This window comes from Bradyrhizobium sp. BTAi1 (assembly GCF_000015165.1).
Lineage (GTDB): Bacteria > Pseudomonadota > Alphaproteobacteria > Rhizobiales > Xanthobacteraceae > Bradyrhizobium > Bradyrhizobium denitrificans.
Genome location: NC_009485.1, coordinates 7,851,042 through 7,869,255, shown reverse-complemented (window position 1 = coordinate 7,869,255; position 18,214 = coordinate 7,851,042). Strand labels below are relative to the sequence as shown.

16 protein-coding genes are annotated in these 18,214 nt (G+C 65.3%); 10 read left to right on the top strand and 6 right to left on the bottom strand.

Translation table 11 applies throughout. The features are described 5' to 3' along the window. Positions 1–72: 72 nt before the first annotated feature. The 5 genes from BBTA_RS35050 to BBTA_RS35030 all read left to right on the top strand — a co-directional run bounded on the left by BBTA_RS35050 (position 73) and on the right by BBTA_RS35030 (position 5,184). A complete protein-coding gene (locus BBTA_RS35050) occupies positions 73–1,638 on the top strand; it encodes an acyl-CoA synthetase (protein ID WP_012047237.1) in 1,566 nt (521 codons plus the stop codon). Between the two features lie 216 nt (positions 1,639–1,854). Then, on the top strand, positions 1,855–3,480 hold the full coding sequence (locus BBTA_RS35045; RefSeq protein WP_012047236.1) for an FMN-binding glutamate synthase family protein: 1,626 nt from the start codon (positions 1,855–1,857) through the stop codon (positions 3,478–3,480). Positions 3,481–3,561: 81 nt separating this feature from the next. Beyond that, the gene (locus BBTA_RS35040; protein WP_012047235.1) at positions 3,562–4,242 is read left to right on the top strand and encodes an RNA polymerase sigma factor; all 681 of its coding nucleotides are present in this window, start codon (positions 3,562–3,564) and stop codon (positions 4,240–4,242) included. Between the two features lie 96 nt (positions 4,243–4,338). Further along, on the top strand, positions 4,339–4,860 hold the full coding sequence (locus BBTA_RS35035; RefSeq protein WP_041751104.1) for a DUF4142 domain-containing protein: 522 nt from the start codon (positions 4,339–4,341) through the stop codon (positions 4,858–4,860). 9 nt (positions 4,861–4,869) lie between these two features. Continuing rightward, positions 4,870–5,184, top strand: coding sequence for a cupredoxin domain-containing protein (locus tag BBTA_RS35030; protein WP_012047233.1), 315 nt, complete (start codon positions 4,870–4,872; stop codon positions 5,182–5,184). A gap of 11 nt (positions 5,185–5,195) precedes the next feature. Here the strand turns inward: BBTA_RS35030 and BBTA_RS35025 are convergent, their stop codons facing one another. The 6 genes from BBTA_RS35025 to BBTA_RS35000 all read right to left on the bottom strand — a co-directional run bounded on the left by BBTA_RS35025 (position 5,196) and on the right by BBTA_RS35000 (position 13,736). Beyond that, a complete protein-coding gene (locus BBTA_RS35025; protein ID WP_012047232.1) occupies positions 5,196–6,497 on the bottom strand; it encodes an AAA-associated domain-containing protein in 1,302 nt (433 codons plus the stop codon). Positions 6,498–6,512: 15 nt separating this feature from the next. Further along, positions 6,513–8,246, bottom strand: a complete 1,734-nt coding sequence (locus BBTA_RS35020) for an ABC transporter permease subunit (RefSeq protein WP_012047231.1) — start codon at positions 8,244–8,246, stop codon at positions 6,513–6,515. A 286-nt stretch (positions 8,247–8,532) separates the two neighbouring features. Further along, positions 8,533–9,843: a hemolysin family protein gene (locus BBTA_RS35015; protein ID WP_012047230.1), complete on the bottom strand. Its 1,311-nt coding sequence runs from the start codon at positions 9,841–9,843 to the stop codon at positions 8,533–8,535. A gap of 300 nt (positions 9,844–10,143) precedes the next feature. Further along, positions 10,144–12,132 carry a carbohydrate porin gene (locus BBTA_RS35010; protein ID WP_012047229.1) on the bottom strand — a complete coding sequence of 663 codons (1,989 nt, stop codon included), beginning with the start codon at positions 12,130–12,132 and terminating at the stop codon, positions 10,144–10,146. A gap of 356 nt (positions 12,133–12,488) precedes the next feature. Further along, positions 12,489–12,761: a hypothetical protein gene (locus BBTA_RS35005; protein ID WP_012047228.1), complete on the bottom strand. Its 273-nt coding sequence runs from the start codon at positions 12,759–12,761 to the stop codon at positions 12,489–12,491. A gap of 147 nt (positions 12,762–12,908) precedes the next feature. Further along, positions 12,909–13,736 carry a creatininase family protein gene (locus BBTA_RS35000; RefSeq protein ID WP_012047227.1) on the bottom strand — a complete coding sequence of 276 codons (828 nt, stop codon included), beginning with the start codon at positions 13,734–13,736 and terminating at the stop codon, positions 12,909–12,911. A 122-nt stretch (positions 13,737–13,858) separates the two neighbouring features. On the opposite strand from BBTA_RS35000, the gene BBTA_RS34995 reads away from it, so the two are divergent. From BBTA_RS34995 to BBTA_RS34975, 5 genes are all read left to right on the top strand, one after another. Continuing rightward, on the top strand, positions 13,859–14,848 hold the full coding sequence (locus tag BBTA_RS34995; RefSeq protein ID WP_012047226.1) for an ABC transporter substrate-binding protein: 990 nt from the start codon (positions 13,859–13,861) through the stop codon (positions 14,846–14,848). 25 nt (positions 14,849–14,873) lie between these two features. Beyond that, positions 14,874–15,677, top strand: a complete 804-nt coding sequence (locus tag BBTA_RS34990; protein WP_012047225.1) for an ABC transporter ATP-binding protein — start codon at positions 14,874–14,876, stop codon at positions 15,675–15,677. Positions 15,678–15,718: 41 nt separating this feature from the next. Beyond that, a complete protein-coding gene (locus tag BBTA_RS34985; protein WP_041751756.1) occupies positions 15,719–16,489 on the top strand; it encodes an ABC transporter permease in 771 nt (256 codons plus the stop codon). Further along, positions 16,489–17,472, top strand: a complete 984-nt coding sequence (locus tag BBTA_RS34980; RefSeq protein ID WP_012047223.1) for a 2-hydroxyacid dehydrogenase — start codon at positions 16,489–16,491, stop codon at positions 17,470–17,472. Before BBTA_RS34985 ends, BBTA_RS34980 begins: the two co-directional genes overlap by 1 nt. 92 nt (positions 17,473–17,564) lie before the next feature. Next, positions 17,565–18,161 (top strand): AprI/Inh family metalloprotease inhibitor, encoded by a 597-nt coding sequence (locus tag BBTA_RS34975; RefSeq protein ID WP_012047222.1) that lies wholly within the window; start codon positions 17,565–17,567, stop codon positions 18,159–18,161. Positions 18,162–18,214: the final 53 nt, after the last annotated feature.

Sequence of the window (18,214 nt, the reverse complement as noted above, 5' to 3'; positions counted from 1 at the left end):
CGTCCGGCGCTAAGGGAGGGGAGTTGGATTGCCCGAACGGCGGCCATCCCCGTGACAGCAAGGGGAACGGCCATGGATTCCATCGTTCGCAGGCAAACGCTCGGTGACCTCCTGCGGCGGAGCGCGGCGCGCACGCCGGGCAAGACCGCCGTCATCTGCGGCGAGACCAGCTGGACCTATGCCGAGTTCAACGCCATCGTTGACCGCCTCGCGGCCGGCCTCGCCGCCCGCGGCGTCGTCAAGGGCGAGCGCGTCGCCATTCTCGCCCGAAATTCGCATGCATTTGCCGCCCTGCGCTTCGCGCTGGCGCGGCTCGGGGCCGTGCTGGTGCCGATCAACTTCATGCTGAAGCCGGAGGAGGTTGCCTACATCCTCAAGCATGCCGGCGCGCGGATGCTGGCCACCGACAGCGGCTTTGCCGGAGTGGCGCGCGACGCCAAGGCGCTGGCGCCGGCCGTGGAGCAGCTCATTTGGCTGCCGTCGGAAGGGCCCAGTGAGCGGCAGACGGATATGATCGATTTCGCCGATCTTGCCTCGTCCACGGCGCAAGTGCCGGCCGTCGAAATTGCCGGCAGCGACGTCGCGCAGATCGTCTACACCTCCGGCACGGAGTCGCTGCCGAAAGGCGCGATGCTGACCCATGACGCGGTCATCTGGCAGTATGTCAGCTGCGTGGTCGATGCCGGCATCGCCGCCGAGGACGTGACGCTGCATGCACTGCCGCTCTATCACTGCGCGCAGCTCGATGTGTTCTTCGGTCCCTCGATCTATGTCGGCGCCACCAACATCATCACCGCATTCCCGACACCGGACAATCTGCTGCCGCTGATCGCGAAGTACCGCATCACCTCGTTCTTCGCGCCGCCGACCGTGTGGATCTCGATCCTGCGCTCGCCGCTGTTCGAGACCACCGACGTCTCGACCTTGCGCAAAGGCTATTATGGCGCATCGATCATGCCGGTCGAGGTGTTGCGCGAGCTGGCGCAGCGGCTGCCGAAGGTGCGCTTGTGGAATCTGTATGGCCAGACGGAGATCGCCCCGCTGGCGACGATGCTCGGTCCTGAGGACCAGCTGCGTAAGCCCGGCTCTTGCGGCCGCGCCGTACTCAATGTCGAGACCCGGGTCGTCGATGACGACATGAACGACGTCGCGCCAGGCGAGGTCGGCGAGGTCGTGCACCGCTCGCCGCATCTGATGCTCGGTTATTTCCACGACGACGAGCGTACCGCGGCGGCCTTCCAGGGCGGCTGGTTCCACTCCGGCGATCTCGCGACCATCGACGAGGAAGGCTACATCACCATCGTCGACCGCAAGAAGGACATGATCAAGACCGGCGGCGAGAACGTCGCCAGCCGCGAGGTCGAGGAGGCGCTGTATCTGATCCCGGAAGTGTCGGAGGTCGCCGTCGTCGGCCTGCCGCATCCACGCTGGGTCGAGGCCGTGGTTGCGATGGTGGTGGTGAAGTCGGGCTGCGATCTGACGGAAGAGGCGGTGCTGAAGCAGGCATCGGCCAAGCTTGCGACCTTCAAGACGCCGAAGCGGGTCGTGTTCGTTGATGCGCTGCCGAAAAATCCAAGCGGCAAGCTGCTGAAGCGGCAGTTGCGCGAAGCCCATGCCGGGCTGTTCGCAGAGGGGTAAGCGGCTGCCGCCTCAAATCGCCGGCTGCCCTGTCCGCGTCTCGGGAGGCCGGTCCGGCGCGGCGGACCGATACCGCAGCGCCGCAGCGGGTGGCCTGCGGCTGTCGACGTCGTGATCAGAGCGGCGGCCGATCGCGCGTGCTTGTGTAACGAATGTTTCGCGATACGCGTAGTATCGTGATGATCGACCTTTCGCGAGCCGCCCTGAGGCCTCCCCATGGATACGCTGCTGCTTCCGTTCTCACCGCGCTATATCGTGCTGACGATCTGTGCTTCGACGACGGCGCTGCTGCTCATTCTCGGCGTCTACGACCGCAAGATCCTCGATCTTGTCCTCATTCCCCTGCTGATCTTCGGTGCGCTGACGCTGCTCGGCGTGCGCGATCTCTTGCAGAGCAGTCACGCCGTCCTGCGCAATTATCCGATTTCAGCACATCTGCGTTTCCTGCTCGAAGAGATCCGGCCGGAGATGCGGCAGTATTTCTTCGAGAGCGAGAAGGATGGCATGCCGTTCTCGCGCGACACCCGCGCGGTGGTCTATCAGCGCGCCAAGATGGTGCTCGACAAGCGGCCGTTCGGTACCCAGGAAGACGTCTATCGCGAGGGCTATGAGTGGATGCATCACTCGGTGGCACCCAAGCCGCGTGCCGAGGAGAAATACCGCATCACCATCGGCGGGCCTGATTGTGCCAAGCCGTATTCGGCCTCCGTCTTCAACATCTCGGCGATGAGCTTCGGCGCCTTGAGCCCGAACGCGGTGCGCGCGCTGAACGGCGGCGCCAAGCGCGGCGGCTTTGCGCATGATACCGGCGAAGGCGGCTTCAGTCCGTATCACGCCGAAATGGGCGGGGACATCATCTGGGAAATCGGCTCCGGCTATTTCGGCTGCCGGCATCGCGACGGCAGCTTCGATCCCGACGCCTTCGCGCGGGTTGCGGCGACCGAGCAGATCAAGATGGTCGAGCTCAAGGTCAGCCAGGGCGCCAAGCCCGGCCATGGCGGCGTGTTGCCGGCCGCGAAGGTGTCGGAGGAAATCTCCAAGATCCGCGGCGTCGCCATGGGCGAGGACTGCATCTCGCCCCCAGCGCATCGCGCCTTCTCGACGCCGATCGGCATGATGCAGTTCATCGGCGAGATGCGGCGGCTGTCGGGCGGCAAGCCGGCCGGCTTCAAGCTGTGCATCGGCCACCCCTGGGAATTCCTCGCGATCTGCAAGGCGATGCTCGAGACCAGCATCTATCCGGATTTCATCGTCGTCGACGGCAATGAGGGCGGCACCGGTGCGGCGCCGCTGGAGTTCATGGACCATCTGGGCATGCCGATGCGTGAGGGCGTCAACTTCGTGCACAATGCGCTGATCGGGCTGAATGTGCGCGACCGCATCAAGATCGGCGCCTCCGGCAAGGTCGCCACCGCGTTCGATATGGCGCGGGCGATGTCGATCGGCGCCGACTGGTGCAATTCCGCCCGCGGCTTCATGTTCGCGCTCGGCTGCATCCAGTCGCTGAGCTGCCACACCGACCGCTGTCCGACCGGCGTCGCGACGCAGGATCCGACGCGGGCCCGCGCGCTGGTCGTGCCGCACAAGGTCGATCGCGTCTACAACTATCATCATGCGACCCTGCATGCGCTGGCCGAACTGCTCGCTGCCGCCGGCCTTGAACATCCGCAGGACCTGCGCCCGATCCATTTCTCGCAGCGGACCTCGACCACGGAGGTCGCCTCGTTTGCCAAGCTCTATCCGTCACTACGCCCAGGCGAACTGCTCGACGGCACCCAGGATGTCCGCTTCCGCGACGCCTGGGCGATGGCGCGTCCGGACACGTTCGCGGCGGTGCAGTGAGGCGCCTCGCGCGATCTTTTTTGGGAACCTCCGGGCTCGAATTCCATCTAAGCCAGGTGTGCTCAGCTGGGATGATCGACAATGCCTTGGACCACCACAGCCTCTGCGGTGCCGAGCGGCGAGGATGACCTGATCCGACGGGCGAGAGCCCGCGACGAGGCCGCCATTCGGGCCATCCTGCAGGCCAACAACCGCCGTCTGTTCCGGATCGCCCGCGGAATTTTGCGCAATGACAGCGAGGCGGAGGATGTCGTGCAGGACACCTATGTCCGTGCGCTCACCCATCTCGGCGAGTTTCGCGGCCAGTCCAGCCTGTCGACGTGGCTGGTTCGGATTGCGATGAACGAGGCGATGGGGCGCCTGCGTGGAGCGCGGCCGGCCTTGCCATTGGACGAGCAGCGAGAGGACAAGTCGGGCGCCGAGGTGATCGAATTCCGCGCAACATCGAGCGATCCGGAGAAGTCCGTGGCGCAGCGCCAGATCCAGGCCGTCGTCGAGCAGGCCATCGATGATTTGTCCGAGCCGTTTCGCCTCGTGTTCATCGCCCGGGTCATCGAGGAGATGAGCATCGACGAGACGGCGGACCTGCTCGGATTGAAGCCCGAGACCGTCAAGACGCGCCTGCATCGTGCCCGCGGTATGCTGCGCGAGAACGTCGAGAAGGAAATCGGCCCCGTCCTTCTGGACGCGTTTCCCTTTGCCGGACAGCGCTGCGAGCGGCTGACGGATGCCGTGCTCCGGCGTCTGGGACTTTCGACCTGAAGATTCTCGGGAACGCCGGCGGAGATTTTTCATCCAATCCCTGTGCAGCCATTCACCCGCCGGCGACGAGATCCGGCGGCACAGGAGATTGAAGCCATGTTCAAGCGTATCGGCACGACTATCGTCATGCTCTGCCTCACGAGCAGCGTCGGGCTGTCCCAAGGCGCCAAGCTCAGCGATCCGCAGATTGCGCATATCGCCTACACGGCCGGTGAAATCGACATCAAGGCGGCGAAGCAGGCGTTGGACAAGGCCAGCAGCAAGGAAGTCAAGGAGTTCGCGCAAGGCATGGTGCGCGATCACGAGGCGGTCAACATGCAGGCCCTCGCGCTCGTCAAGAAGCTGAAGGTCACGCCTGAAGACAACGACACCAGCCGCGCGCTGTCGAAACAGGCCAGCGAGACGCTCGACGAACTCGGCAAGCTCAAGGGTGCCGCATTCGACAAGGCCTATATCACCAACGAGGTCGCCTACCATAAGACGGTGAACGGTGCGCTGGACACGCAGCTCATTCCGTCGGCAAGCAACCCCGAGCTGAAGGAGCTTCTGCAGGCCGGCCTAAAGCTGTTTCAGGGACACGAGCTGCATGCCGAGCATGTCGCGGCGGATCTGAAGTAGGATCAGCCCATGTTTCCCGAGCGTATTGCTCTCCTGAGTGTGGTCGTGCTCGGCCTGATCGTTCCGGCGCGCGCGGCCTCGATCCGGATTACGATAGACAAGCTCGTGTTCTCGCCGACCATGGCTTTGGCCAAGGTCGGCGACACAGTCGAATGGATCAACAAGGATGCGCTGACCCATACGGCGACGGCGCAGAATGGCAATTTTGACGTCACTCTGCCGCCCAGCAAGACAGTCAGCTCGGTGCTCAAGAAGGCAGGCACGGTCGACTACTATTGCCGCTTTCACCCGAACATGAAAGCGACCCTGACCATCGCGCCGTGACGCCGCAAGGCTCAATGCGGGTTTTCGAGGCTGAACGTCTCGGACTGCTCGTCATAGGCGAACAGCTCGGCGTAGCGCCCCCAGGAGACGATGGTCTGCAGGGTCTCGTCGGCATATTGTTCGGACATGTAGTCCTCGAGCTCGATGCGGAAGCGCGCGGCGGGGGCGGCGTGCGAGGGGCGATCGTCGAGCACGCGACGGATCAGGCCCATCAGCGGCACGTTCTCCATCAGATGCGCCGCGAACAGCTTCTTGCGCTCGTCGGTCTCGAGATGCGCGAAGCGCTGGCCGGCCTCCGTCAGGGTCAGGTCGCCCTCGCTGAGATGGGCGAAGCGCAACAGCTGCAACGCCTCGGCCAGCGGAAAGATCTCGTCGACCTCGAGCTGCAGATGTCCGGCGAGCACCGGCAGATCGGCGTGGCCATTATAGGGTTCGCCGGCCAGCGCCTCGATCAGGCCGGAGATCGAGTTGGAGGAGACATGGCTGAGCACCATGCCGACGCCGGCGTTCGCGGTGCTCGGCAGCTTCGGCTCGGGCCGCTGCGTCATGCGGGCATAGAGGCTGTCGACCAGCTGGCGGAACGCCGGATCGAGCCGGTTGCGCGGATGCGGCAGGTCGACCTTGAACTCGGCGGCGACGCGGCCGGGATTGGAGGAGAACACCAGGATGCGGTCGCACATCAGCACCGCCTCCTCGATGTTGTGCGTCACCATCAGCACCGATTTGATCGGCAGCCGTCCGTCGATCCAGAGATCGACGAGGTCGGTGCGCAGGGTCTCGGCGGTCAGCACGTCGAGCGCGGAGAACGGCTCGTCCATCAGCAGCAGGTCGGGATGCACGACCAGCGCGCGGGCGAAGCCGACGCGCTGGCGCATGCCGCCGGAGAGCTCCTTCGGGAAGGCGGATTCGAAGCCGTCGAGACCGATCAGGTCGATCGCCGCCAGCGCGCGCTTGCGCCGCTCGGCGCTGTCGATACCGAGCGCCTCGAGGCCGAGTTCGACATTCTGCAGCACGGTCAGCCAGGGAAACAGCGCGAAGGATTGAAACACCATGGCGACACCGCGCGGCGGGCCCGCGATCGTTTCGCCGCGGCATGTCGCTTGGCCCGAGGAGGGCGACACCAACCCGGCGATGATCCGCAGCAGGGTCGATTTGCCCGAGCCGGAGCGTCCGAGCAGACCGACGATCTCGCCGGCGCGGATCGTCAGATCGACCTTCTCCAGCACGATGAGATCCTCGCCGCTGCCCTTTGGAAACAGCCGGCTGACGCTCTTGATCTCGATCAGCGATGTCTCTTTGACCTGGTCGCGCATGAACATCTCTCCCGGTCAGCCGAGCCGCAGCCGGCGTTCGCCGAAGGCATAGAGCGGCCGCCACAGCAGCCGGTTGAACAGAGTGACGAGAATGCACATCACGGCGATGCCGAGCACGACGCGCGGGAAATCGCCGCGCTCGGTCGCAGCCGCAATATAGGCTCCGAGCCCCGAGGCGGTGAGATGAGTGTCGCCCCAGCTCGCGACCTCGGCGACGATCGCCGCGTTCCACGAGCCGCCGGAGGCGGTGATCGCACCCGTGATGTAATAGGGGAAGACGCCCGGCAGCACGACCTTGAACCACCAGCGCCAGCCGGTGAGGTGCAGGCTCGCCGCGGCCTCGCGCAGGTCGGTCGGGAAGGCGCTGGCGCCGGCGATGACGTTGAACAGAATGTACCACTGCGTGCCCAGGATCATCAGCGGGCTCAGCCAGACATTGGCATTGAGACCGTAACGCACGATCAGCACGACGAAGACCGGGAAGGCGAGATTGGCCGGGAAAGCCGCGAGGAATTGCGCCAGCGGCTGGATGCGCTCGGCGAGCTTTGGCCGCAGTCCGATCCAGACACCGACGGGAACCCAGATCAGCGAGGCCAGCGCGATCAGCACGGCGACGCGGATCAGCGTGATCAAGCCGTAGCCGGTCGCGCTGAGGACGTCGGAGGGCGCCAGGGTCGCCGAGAGGTAGAGATAGGTCTTCCAGCCGGCATAGGCGCAGCCGATCACCACGACCGCGAGCCAGAGGCCGTCGACAAGCTGCGACGGCGGCGCGCGGCGCACCGGTCCGCTCCATGCCGTCGGCCAGTTGAGGCGCAGGTTGGAGAACGCGCGATTGAGCGCTGCGAAAGGTACGGACAGCTTGCGCAATGCGCGCGTGCGCCGGAACAGATCGAGCATCCACGAACTCGGCGGATCGCCGGAGGCCGTCTGCTCGAAGCGGAATTTGTCGGCCCAGGCGACGATCGGGCGGAACAGCAGCTGGTCATACGCTGTGATCACCAGCAGCATGGTCAATAGCGCAGCGCCGATCGCGGCGAGGTCTTTCTGCTGAATCGCCAGCGCGACATAGGAGCCGATGCCGGGCAGCGTGACGGTGGTGTTGCCGACGGTGATCGCCTCCGACGCCACGACGAAGAACCAGCCGCCGGACATCGACATCATCGCATTCCAGATCAGGCCCGGCATCGCATAGGGCACGTCGAGCCGCCAGAACCGCTGCCAGCCGGAGAGGTGGAAGCTGCGCGTGGCCTCCTCGAGATCCTTCGGCACGTTGCGCATCGACTGGTACATGCTGAAGGTCATGTTCCAGGCCTGGCTGGTGAAGATCGCGAAGACACAGGCAAGCTCCGCGCCCAGCACCTTCCCCGGGAACAGGTTCATGAAGAACACGACGGTGAAGGTCAGGAAGCCGAGGATCGGCACCGATTGCAGGATGTCGAGCAGCGGGATCAGCACGATCTCGGCGCGCCGGCTCTTGGCCGCCAGCGCGGCGTAGACGAAGGTGAAGACCAGCGAGCAGGTGATGGCCAGCAGCATGCGCAAGGTGGTGCGCAGCGCGTAGAGCGGCAGGTTGGACGGGTCGAGCGAGACCGGGGCGGTGTCCAGCGCCGACAACGGCTGCGTGGTCTGCTCGCCGCCATAGACGATCAGCACCATCGCGCCGACCACGATGATCAGCGCGACCACGTCCCAGATGTTGGGGCGCACGGTCTCTCGCAGCACGGCCGTCCGAAAATCCTGGAGCATCATCTGCGTGTCTCGTGTCGTCCCGCAACCATCGGCGGTGGCTGCGGGGGTCTCCTTGTGATGGCGCTGAGAGCTGGTTCGAGCCGGCGGATCTGCTAGCCGAATCCGCACCCTAAGTGCGCTGTGTGATGGTTTGATTGCAAGCGGGGACCGCCGGAACTGGCCCCTTGTGCCGGCCTATCAAAGGATACGCCGGCCGCATCTTCACGTTCCCGCGACGTCGGATATCCTGGTCATGCACGGTCGTCGACCCTAACCCCGGCAGACAGCGCGTCAGTTGCGAAACGCGCTACCCCACATTCGGCTCGCCGCCGTCCGCTGCCAGCTTCGTGGCCAGGATCTTGTCGATGCGGCGGCCGTCGAGGTCGACGATCTCGAAGCGCCAGCCGTCCAGTTCGAAACTCTGGCCGACCTCCGGCACGCTGCCGAAGTGCTGCAGCACCAGGCCGGCCACGGTGTGATAGCCGCGATGCGGCGGCACCTCGATCGCGAGCAGATCGGCGAACTCGTCGAGCGGCATCCAGCCGGAGACCAGCAGCGAGCCGTCGTCGCGCCGGACACAGGCCGGCTCAGGGGGGCCTTCCTCGGAAGAGAAGGCGCCGACGATGGATTCCAGAATGTCCGCCGCCGTCACGACCCCCTCGAACGCGCCGTACTCGTCATGCACCAGCCCCATATGCACGGGGGCGACCTTGAGAATCGCAATGACGTCGCGGGCGTCGACCGTCGAGGGAATGATCGGCACCTCGCGCACCAGGCTGCGCAGATCCGGCGTCTCGTCACGCAGATAGGCGGCCAGCAGGTCCTTGGCCTGCAGGACGCCGATCGGACGGTCGCGCTCGCCGTCGGACACGGGTAGCCGAGAATGCGGGCTCCGGGCGAGCAATTCGCGGATCGCCTTGGGATCATCGTTGAGATCGACGACATCGACCTCCGGGCGCGGCGTCATGATGGCGCCGACCGGGCGGTCGCCGAGCCGCATGACACCGGCGATCATCTCCTTCTCGCCGGGCTCGAGCACGCCGGCGGTCTCGGCCTCGCGCACCAGATGGTGAATCTCCGCTTCCGAGACTTTTTCCTCGGCCTCGCCAGACCGGCCGAGCAGCGCCAGGATCAGCTTGCCGGACATATCCAGCAGCACCACCAGCGGCAGCGACACCTTTGCGAGCACCTGCATCGCGGGCGCGACGCGCACCGCAATCGCTTCGGGATCGCGCAGCGCCAGCTGCTTCGGCACCAGCTCGCCGACGATCAGGGTCGCATAGGTGATGATGGTGACGACCAGGCCGACGCCGACGATATCGGCGACGGATGCGGACAGTCCGAGCTCCAGCAGCCATTGCGCCAGGCGCTGGCCGAGCGTCGCGCCGGAGAACGCGCCCGAGAGCACGCCGACCAGGGTGATGCCGATCTGGACGGTCGACAGGAAGCGGCCGGGATCGGACGCCAGCGCCAGCGCCCGCCGTGCGCCACCGATGCCCTTTTCGGCCAGCATCGCCAGCCGGGCTGGCCGCGATGACACGATCGCGAGTTCAGACATCGACAACAGGCCGTTGACGACGATGAGGACGACGATGATGGCGAGTTCGGCTGAGAGCATTGCGACCTGGTGTGGCGCCCGGAGGGGCGGGAATTGAAACAGGTCCTAGCATATGGGGATGGCAGGCGCCCATTGCCTGTGCGGTGGCCGCATGGCGGCCTGCGGCGGCGGTCGACTTGGCAGGACAGGCACCGGTGGGGCCAAAACCCCGCTGTTATCCCGGGCAAGCGTTTGGCGGCACCCCGCCGGCGCTGGTGCGCCGGGCAGGGCTTGCCCGGGATGACGGCGATTGTGGAGCGCGCGGTGTGGCTCGTACCGGCATCCAGATGCTGAGTGCCGCGCCGTGCGAGCAGGCTGGCCTCAGAAATCCCCGTGCAGCCGTCCCGAGAAGATCGAGACCGGGCCGCGGTCGGCGTTGTAGGCGGGGTTGTTGACGAACTGATAGTCGGCCGTGAAGGTCAGGTACTTGTTGATCGAGTAAGCGTAGTAGGCCTCGATGATGCTCTCGCGGCGATAGTTCAATGCGCCGTCGCCGATCAGCGGGCCCAGGCCGCCTGCGGCAAGGAAGGCGCGGTGGTCGCGCGACAGGCCGTTGGTCACACCGGCGAGGCCGATCGTGTCGTCGGGGCGGCCCCAGCGGTTGCCCTTGATCGAGGCGCCGAGCGACAGGCTGTTGTCGATGTCGGTGAAGGCCATGATCTCGGTCTTGCCGTCGTTCCAGCTCCAGCGGCCGAACAGGCCGAACTCGTCCGATAGCGCCTGGTCGAAGCTGACGACATAGCCATATTTGCTGCGGCCGCGGCGGGTCTGGCTGATGTCGGCATTGAGCGCGGGATTGTCGAGCGTTTCGCGATAGCTGCCGGAGAACACGCTGTTGAACCAGCCGATGGTGCGCAGATGCCCTGGCTGCGAGAACAACTGATAGCGCATCTCCAGCTCGACGACGTAGCTGCCGCGGCGGAAGACGTTCATGTCGAAATTGTTCGAGTTCGAGACCGCGTCCATCAGGAAGTAGCCGGAGCGCAGCGCCCAGCTCTTCTGGTTCAGCTCGGCGGTCGCGCCATAGGTCAGGCCGAGCTTGTCGGCCGCATAGTCGAACGCGCCGGGCGCCCAGATCGACCAGTTCATGAAGTCCTTGCGCGCGTCCTTGGCGTAGGCGTTGCCGTCGAACACGTCGAGCACGGGGAATTTGCCGATCTGCAAGGTGAGCCGCGACACGTCCTGCTTGCCGGAGAGCTGCAACTGGCCGGAGCCGAGCTGCTCCTGCTCGCCGCCGAAGCCGAAGGTCTGGCGCAGGAAAAGCCGCGAGGTGTTGTAGTGCGGATAGGGAAAGTCAGACTTCTGCGCCTCGCCATTGGCGAAGCCGCCGAGCCCGACCGTGTTGCTGAGGCCGAAGCCCTGCAGCAGTTCGGGATTGTAATAGACCTCGCCGCCGTCCCACAGCCGCGCATTGATGAACAGGCTGTTGCTCCAGGTTTCCTGGAACTGTCGTGCCGGGGTCAGGCTGTTGGTGCCGGTGTAGGGAGCACGAAACGACGGATATCCCTGGCCGATGACGGTGGCCTGGCCATGGATCTCCCAGCGATCCGACTCTGGATCGGACGGATCGCTCTTGAGCTTGAGATCCGGGCCGTCTGCAAAATCGAGCTTGCGGTTGAGCCCGACGCGCAAGGTCTGAAATTCGAGCGTGGAAGTGTAGCTGGCGCCGTTGGAGAAGCGCACGCCGCCGTTCTCGAACTGGCTGTAGAGATATTCCAGCCGCCAGCTCCAATGCGGCGCGAAGGCGCGCTCGATGCCGGCGCCGGCCGTCCAGCCGACCCGCGTCGTCAGCAGCTTCTCGTCGCCCGCCGCCGTCGTGTTGATGAAGCGGCCCCCGGTCCATGCAAGGCCGCCGGTGGCATAGACCAGCCAGTCGCCCTGGGCGTAGCCGATCCGGCCGCGTGCCGATGCGACATAATCCCACAGCTCGGACACGCTCGATCCCGGCCTGTTCAGCATTGCGACGGTGTGGTTGGAGGTCAGCGAGTTCGGGAAGCTGAAGTCGCCTTCGAATCCGAGCAGCAGGCCGGAGCGGGTCACCCAGTTGTAGCCGGCCTGCACGCCGCCGGTGAGGCCGCTGAACCGGCTGCCCGCGCCTGCTCCGCCGATCGGATCAATCAGGGAGGCCTGGGCATGGTCACGCGTGTAGCCGGCGTGCGCGCCGACATAGATCCCGCTCCAGTCGAACACGGTCTGCGCCATCCGCGCCTTGACCGGGAGATCGGCGGCGGCAGCCGGCGCTGCCAACGGACCAAGCGCGGCAATGGTGCCGGCCAGGACCATGTCCCAGGTGCGGTTCGAGCGAATCATGGTGGCAGAGTCCCCAAAGCAAAGCTCACGGCGCGAGCCGATTCAGAACCCCATTGCCCGCGCACAGTCACGAGAAGATTACGAAGTCGCCCATGATCGACCGGAAATGTGGATGACCAGGGGCGATTTGTGGATCATCTTTATTGCGATTAATTTGCAAAAGCAAGATCGCGGTGAACGTTCGGGCGTCTTCCCTTGGGGCTGTCTGTATTGGGGCTGTCTGTAAAAGAAGCAGCCCGTCCGGGGCGGCCGGACGGGCTGTCAAAACATCTAATCGGCCGATGAGGATCGGCGGCGGGGCCAGGGGAAGAGAGGGACAGGCTGCTCCGCCAATGGTGGCCGTCACTCCAGGACCATCAATAGCGGCAGGTCCGGACGCGACCGACATACTGGCCGTAGACGTCGTATTGCGGCACCCAGCGGCAATAGCGATAGCCGCCGTAGTAAGGGCCCTCGTTGCTGGCGGCGATAGCGCTGCCGACGACAGCGGCTCCGACGAGGCCGGCGCCGACGCCCCAGCCCCAGTGATGAAAGCCGTGAGCCTCGGCAGGGGTGGAGGTCGCTGCGACACTGCCGGTGACGGCGAGCGTGGCAAGCGCGAGGGCGGTAATCCTGGTCCTGATCGACATGATGAAAGCTCCTGTTTTGCGTTGGAGCGGCCGGTAGCCGGCCGCTTGCACAATTGGACGGAGGCTTCTCGAAAGCGGTTCGAATCGCCCGATCGCCATCGGGGCGCGCGGAAAATTTGTGATGCCGCTGAAGGGGTTGGGAGAAGTTCAAAGACGTGCAAGCGGGCCGGCGGCAAGCCTGTTCACGTCGAAGTGTCCGACCTCCTCCAGCAGCGTGCAGAACGCGCGTGCGCCGTGTGCGAGCACGCGCTCGCCCTTTTCGGCCGAGGCCTGCGTGGCGTCGCCGACCGCACCGCTCGCATTGAGATCCTGCGTCTGCCAGGCGAGCGGTGCCGGCCGCTGCGTCGACAAGACGCGATAGGTCTTTTCCATCTCGGCAGCCGACGATGCGAAATCGGCGATGGCTTCACTTCGTACCAGCTCCGGATGGCAGGCGAGCATGATCGAGGTTTCGACCGCGCCGCCATGGATGCCGTGGCGCATCTCGTCGGCAGAAAACAGGCCGTCGGGGACGCCGAAGCGCGACCATGACGTCGTCACCACCAGCATGCGATGGACGGCGCGCAGTTCCTGGGCGACCAGGGTCATCGCGGCGCTGTTGCCGCCATGGCTGGTGACGATCACCAGCTTGCGGAGGCCGGCGCGCGCGACGCTGTCGCCGATCGCCCGCCAGCTCTGCAGCGCGATCTCGGTCGGTACGGTCAGCGTGCCCGGATAATCGATATGCTCGGTCGAGATGCCGACCGGCTGCACCGGCAGGATCGTCACCGGCAGCGTTGCCGGCAGCAACGTGCGGACTCGGGCAAGATAGGCGCTCGCAATGTAGACATCCGTGCCCAGGGGAAGATGCGGCCCATGCTGCTCGGTGGCGGCCAGCGGCAGCACCGCGATCCAGCGCGCCGCCTCGGGCGTTCCCGAGGTGGACGTTCCGAAAGCGGGCCAATGTAGCTCGGTCCAGTCGCGGGGCAGGGTCATCGCGCGGGCAGTTTCCTTCGTCCGTCGGGCAGGGTAGTTATCACGTGACCAATCTTAGCATGTTCAGCCTGAAAGAACCGGGGAGACCAGACATGGCGCAGGCGCTTCTGTCGCGAACGTTAATGGCGGCATGGCTGGTCGCGGGCGCGATGGTCGGGGCCGTCCAGGCCCAGACCCTCGACAAGGTCTCGTTCGGCACCAATTGGGTGGCCGAGGCCGAGCATGGCGGCTTCTTCCAGGCGGTCGCCGACGGCACCTACAAGCGCTACGGCCTCGACGTGACCATCGTGCCCGGCGGTCCCAACGAGAACAACCGGATGCTGCTGATTTCCGGCAAGATCGAGTTCTTCATGGCGGCGAACACGCTGATGGCGTTCGATGCGGTCGCCAACAACGTGCCGGTGGTGTCGATCGCGGCGATGTTCCAGAAGGACCCGCAGGTGTTCCTGACGCATCCGGAGTCCAAGATCACCAAGCTGGACGAACTGAAGCCGCTGACCCTGTTCGTCTCCAAGGAGGGCATTTCCAGCTATTATCAATGGCTGAAGTCGGAATACGGCTTCTCCGAGAAGAACGTCCGGCCCTATACCTTCAATCCGCAGCCTTTCATCGCCACCGCCCAGAGCGCGATGCAGGGCTATGTCACGTCGGAGCCGTTCGCGGTCGAGCGCGCTGCAGGCTTCAAGCCGGGCGTGATCCTGCTCGCCGATTACGGCTTCAACACCTATTCGACCTTGATCGAGACGCGGCGCGACCTGATCGAGAGCAAGCCGGACCTGGTCCAGCGCTTCGTCGATGCCTCGATCATCGGCTGGTACAATTACATCTATGGCGACAACTCTGCAGGCAATGCGCTGATCAAGAAGATGAACCCGGAGATGACCGACGACCTGCTGGCCTATTCGGTGGCCAAGATGAAAGAGTACGGCATCGTCGATTCCGGCGACAGCGTGGAGAAGGGCATCGGCGCCATGACCGAGGAGCGCATCACCAGCTTCTTCGACAAGATGGTCCGGGCGGGCGTGGTCAAGCCGACCGTCGATTATCGCAAATCCTACACCTTGCGTTTCGTCAACAAGGGCGTCGGCGTCGATCTCCGGCCGAAGAAGTAGGACGCGTGACCGGCGCTTTCAGCAGATGAGCTCGTCCCCTTCGCCCGAGCGTGCCGCCGATGTCGCGGTGCGCCTGCGCGGCGTAACCAAGATCTATGAGTCCGGCGTCGCTGCGCTCGGGCCGATTGATCTTTCGATCGGCAGGGGCGAATTCGTCTCGCTGCTCGGCCCGTCCGGCTGCGGCAAGTCGACGGCGCTGCGGCTGATCGCGGGATTGGCCAGCCCGAGCAGCGGCACGCTCGACATTGCCGCGGCGTCCTCGGCACCCCGCCCCGGCCATCGCATCGGCTTCGTGTTCCAGGAGCCGACGCTGATGCCCTGGACCAGCGTGCGCGACAATGTCGGTCTGCCGCTGAAGCTTGCCCATGTGCCGGCGGCCGAGGCGCGAACGGGCATCGATGCGGCGCTGGCGCAGGTCGGCCTGTCCGATTTTGCCGATGCCTTTCCGCGCGAATTGTCCGGCGGCATGAAGATGCGGGCGTCGCTGGCGCGGGCGCTGGTGACGCGGCCGGACATTCTCTTGATGGACGAGCCGTTCGCGGCGCTCGACGAGATCACGCGTTTCCGCCTCAATAACGACCTGCTGGCGCTATGGCGCAGCCTCAGCATGACCGTGTTGTTCGTCACCCATTCGGTGTTCGAGTCGGTCTATCTGTCGCAGCGCGTGCTGGTGATGACGGCGCGGCCGGGCCGGCTCAGTGCCGAGATCAAGATCGACGCCGATGCGCCGCGGGATGATGCGTTCCGCGCATCCGCCGCTTATGCCGGCTATTGCCGCCGCGTCTCGGATGCCCTGGCGCCGGCCTATACCGGAGTGCATGCGCTGTGACCGGCCCCCGTGAGCGAGGCGCATTCGTCTCCGGTGCGCGGCTGGCGAGCCTGGCCGTTCCGGCTGTCGTCTTCGTTGCGGCGCTGACGGCGTGGGAGGTGGTGGTGCGCCTCAATGGGATCCAGCCTTATGTGCTGCCGGGACCGCTGTTGGTGTTGAAGACGCTGGTCAGCGACTGGGACATACTGGCGCAGTCGCTGCTGACCACGCTCATCACGACGCTGGAAGGTTTCATCGCCGCAGCCCTTGGCGGCATCGCGCTGGCGCTGCTCTTCAATCAGTCGCGCTGGCTGGAATGGGCGCTGTTTCCCTACGCCGTTGTGCTGCAGGTGACGCCCGTGATCGCGATTGCGCCGCTGCTGCTGATCTATCTGCCGCAGCAGACGGCGGTGGTGACCTGCGCCTGGATCGTCGGCTTTTTTCCAGTGCTGTCCAACACCGCGCTCGGGCTCAACTCGGTCGACCGCAATCTCGCCGGTCTGTTCCAATTGTATGGCGCCTCGCGCTGGCAGACCTTGCGCTATCTGAAGCTGCCCGCCGCCTTGCCCTATATTCTCGGTGGGCTGCGCATCGCCGGTGGCCTGTCGCTGATCGGTGCCGTCGTCGCCGAGATCGCCGCGGGCAGCGCCGGTGCCGGCTCGGGCCTTGCCTATCGCATCGCGGAATCGGGTTACCGACTCAACATCCCCCGCATGTTCGCAGCGCTGGTGCTGCTGTCGGTCGCCGGGATTGTCATCTATGGCTTGCTGGCGCTAGTTTCCCACCTCGTTTTGCGGCGCTGGCATGAGAGCGCGCTTGGAAAGGACAGCTGATGGCGGCCACTTCGTCTGACAAGATCGATGTTCTGATCTATGGGCCGCTGCGGCCGATCCTGGAGAAAGGGTTCCCGGACAGCTTCAACGTGCACCATGCGACGACGCAGGCCGATCTCGAAGCGCTGCCGGCGGAGGTGAAGGGCCGGATCCGCGGCGTCGCCGTGACCTTCCACACCGTGAAGACCGATGCCGCCGTGATGGCCTCGCTGCCCAGGCTGGAGATCATCGCGAGCTTCGGCGTCGGCTACGATCACATCGCAGCCGCCCACGCCGGTCAGCACGGCATCGTTGTCACCAACACGCCGGACGTGCTGACCGAGGAGGTCGCCGACGTCGCGCTCGGCCTGCTGATCGCGACCTGCCGCGAGTTCATCAAGGCCGACCGCTTCGTGCGCTCGGGCGAATGGACGTCAAAGCCGTATCCGCTCAGCGTCGGCTCGCTGCGCGACCGCACCGTCGGCATGGTCGGCATGGGTCGCATCGGCCAGGCGATCGCGCGCCGGCTCGAAGCCTCGCTGGTGCCCGTCGTCTATCATTCGCGCAATGCCGCCGCCGGCGTCGCCAACAAGCACTATCCCGACCTGCTGCAGATGGCGAAGGACGTCGACACCCTGGTCGTGATCGTTCCCGGCGGCGCCAGCACCAACAAAATCGTCAATGCCGAGGTGCTGAAGGCGCTCGGACCGCGCGGCGTCGTCGTCAACGTCGCCCGCGGTTCGGTGATCGACGAGGCGGCGCTGGTCGATGCGCTGAAGTCCGGCACCATCCTGGCCGCCGGCCTCGACGTGTTCGAGAAGGAGCCGGCGGTCCCCGACGAGCTCAAGGCGATGGATAATGTCGTGCTGCTGCCACACATCGGCTCGGCTGCCATTGTAACCCGCAACGCGATGGATCAGTTGGTGGTCGACAACCTGAAGGTCTGGTTCGCCGGCAAGCCACCGCTGACGCCCGTTCCCGAAACGCCGGTGAAAGGCCGCTGATGAACCGAGCTCTCTCCTTGCTGATCGCGCTTTCGTCGTCGGTGGCTGTGATCCCTGCCGTTGCGCAGGATGCGACCAGCCTGAAGAAGGCGATGATCGGCCAGTGGGAGCTCGCGACCACCGAGCGCAGCAAGACCTGCGTTCTGACCTTGAAGCCCGACGCGGCGCCGCGCGGGCAGAAGCTCGAACTGGAGCCGGGCTGCGCCGCCGCGCTGCCCTTCACCAAGGACATCGCAGGCTGGACCGTGAAGGGGCTCGACATCGTCAGCCTGCAGTCCGCCAATGGCGAGGCGGTGATCGACTTCACCGAGGTCGAGTCCGGCATCTTCGAAGGCCTGCGCCAGGGCGAGGGTGTCTACATCCTGCAGAACCTGGCGGCGGCGCGATCGCTTGCCAAATCGATGGACCAGATGATCGGCGACTGGGCCATGGTGCGCGGCAATGGTGCCACGATCTGCAGCCTGGTGCTGACCAATAACGACGCCGGCAACGACAACTTTCAGGTGTTCGTGAAGCCGAAATGCGATTCCGCGATCGCGGCGTTTGCGCCGTCGCAGTGGCGGCTCGAGCACGGCCAGATGATGCTGATGTCGGATCGCGGCGAGACCTGGCGGTTCGAGGCCGACGACAATGCGCAATGGCGGCTGGTGCCGGACAGCGCCAATCCGCTCATCATGCTCAGGCAGTGAGGTCGACGCCCGGCGGGCGTTAACAATCGCGAAACCCGGGTTAACGATTCGTT

Bases quoted from the DNA above. Each gene is read 5' to 3' on its own strand.
- BBTA_RS35030 (WP_012047233.1), top strand. From the start codon at position 4,870: ATGTTTCCCGAGCGTATTGCTCTCCTGAGTGTGGTCGTGCTCGGCCTG.
- BBTA_RS34995 (WP_012047226.1), top strand. From the start codon at position 13,859: ATGGCGGCATGGCTGGTCGCGGGCGCGATGGTCGGGGCCGTCCAGGCC.
- BBTA_RS35050 (WP_012047237.1), top strand. From the start codon at position 73: ATGGATTCCATCGTTCGCAGGCAAACGCTCGGTGACCTCCTGCGGCGG.
- BBTA_RS34990 (WP_012047225.1), top strand. From the start codon at position 14,874: ATGAGCTCGTCCCCTTCGCCCGAGCGTGCCGCCGATGTCGCGGTGCGC.
- BBTA_RS35005 (WP_012047228.1), bottom strand. From the start codon at position 12,761: ATGTCGATCAGGACCAGGATTACCGCCCTCGCGCTTGCCACGCTCGCC.
- BBTA_RS35040 (WP_012047235.1), top strand. From the start codon at position 3,562: ATGCCTTGGACCACCACAGCCTCTGCGGTGCCGAGCGGCGAGGATGAC.
- BBTA_RS35045 (WP_012047236.1), top strand. From the start codon at position 1,855: ATGGATACGCTGCTGCTTCCGTTCTCACCGCGCTATATCGTGCTGACG.
- BBTA_RS35035 (WP_041751104.1), top strand. From the start codon at position 4,339: ATGTTCAAGCGTATCGGCACGACTATCGTCATGCTCTGCCTCACGAGC.
- BBTA_RS35020 (WP_012047231.1), bottom strand. From the start codon at position 8,246: ATGATGCTCCAGGATTTTCGGACGGCCGTGCTGCGAGAGACCGTGCGC.
- BBTA_RS35010 (WP_012047229.1), bottom strand. From the start codon at position 12,132: ATGATTCGCTCGAACCGCACCTGGGACATGGTCCTGGCCGGCACCATT.
- BBTA_RS35025 (WP_012047232.1), bottom strand. From the start codon at position 6,497: ATGCGCGACCAGGTCAAAGAGACATCGCTGATCGAGATCAAGAGCGTC.
- BBTA_RS34975 (WP_012047222.1), top strand. From the start codon at position 17,565: ATGATCGGCCAGTGGGAGCTCGCGACCACCGAGCGCAGCAAGACCTGC.
- BBTA_RS34980 (WP_012047223.1), top strand. From the start codon at position 16,489: ATGGCGGCCACTTCGTCTGACAAGATCGATGTTCTGATCTATGGGCCG.
- BBTA_RS35015 (WP_012047230.1), bottom strand. From the start codon at position 9,843: ATGCTCTCAGCCGAACTCGCCATCATCGTCGTCCTCATCGTCGTCAAC.
- BBTA_RS35000 (WP_012047227.1), bottom strand. From the start codon at position 13,736: ATGACCCTGCCCCGCGACTGGACCGAGCTACATTGGCCCGCTTTCGGA.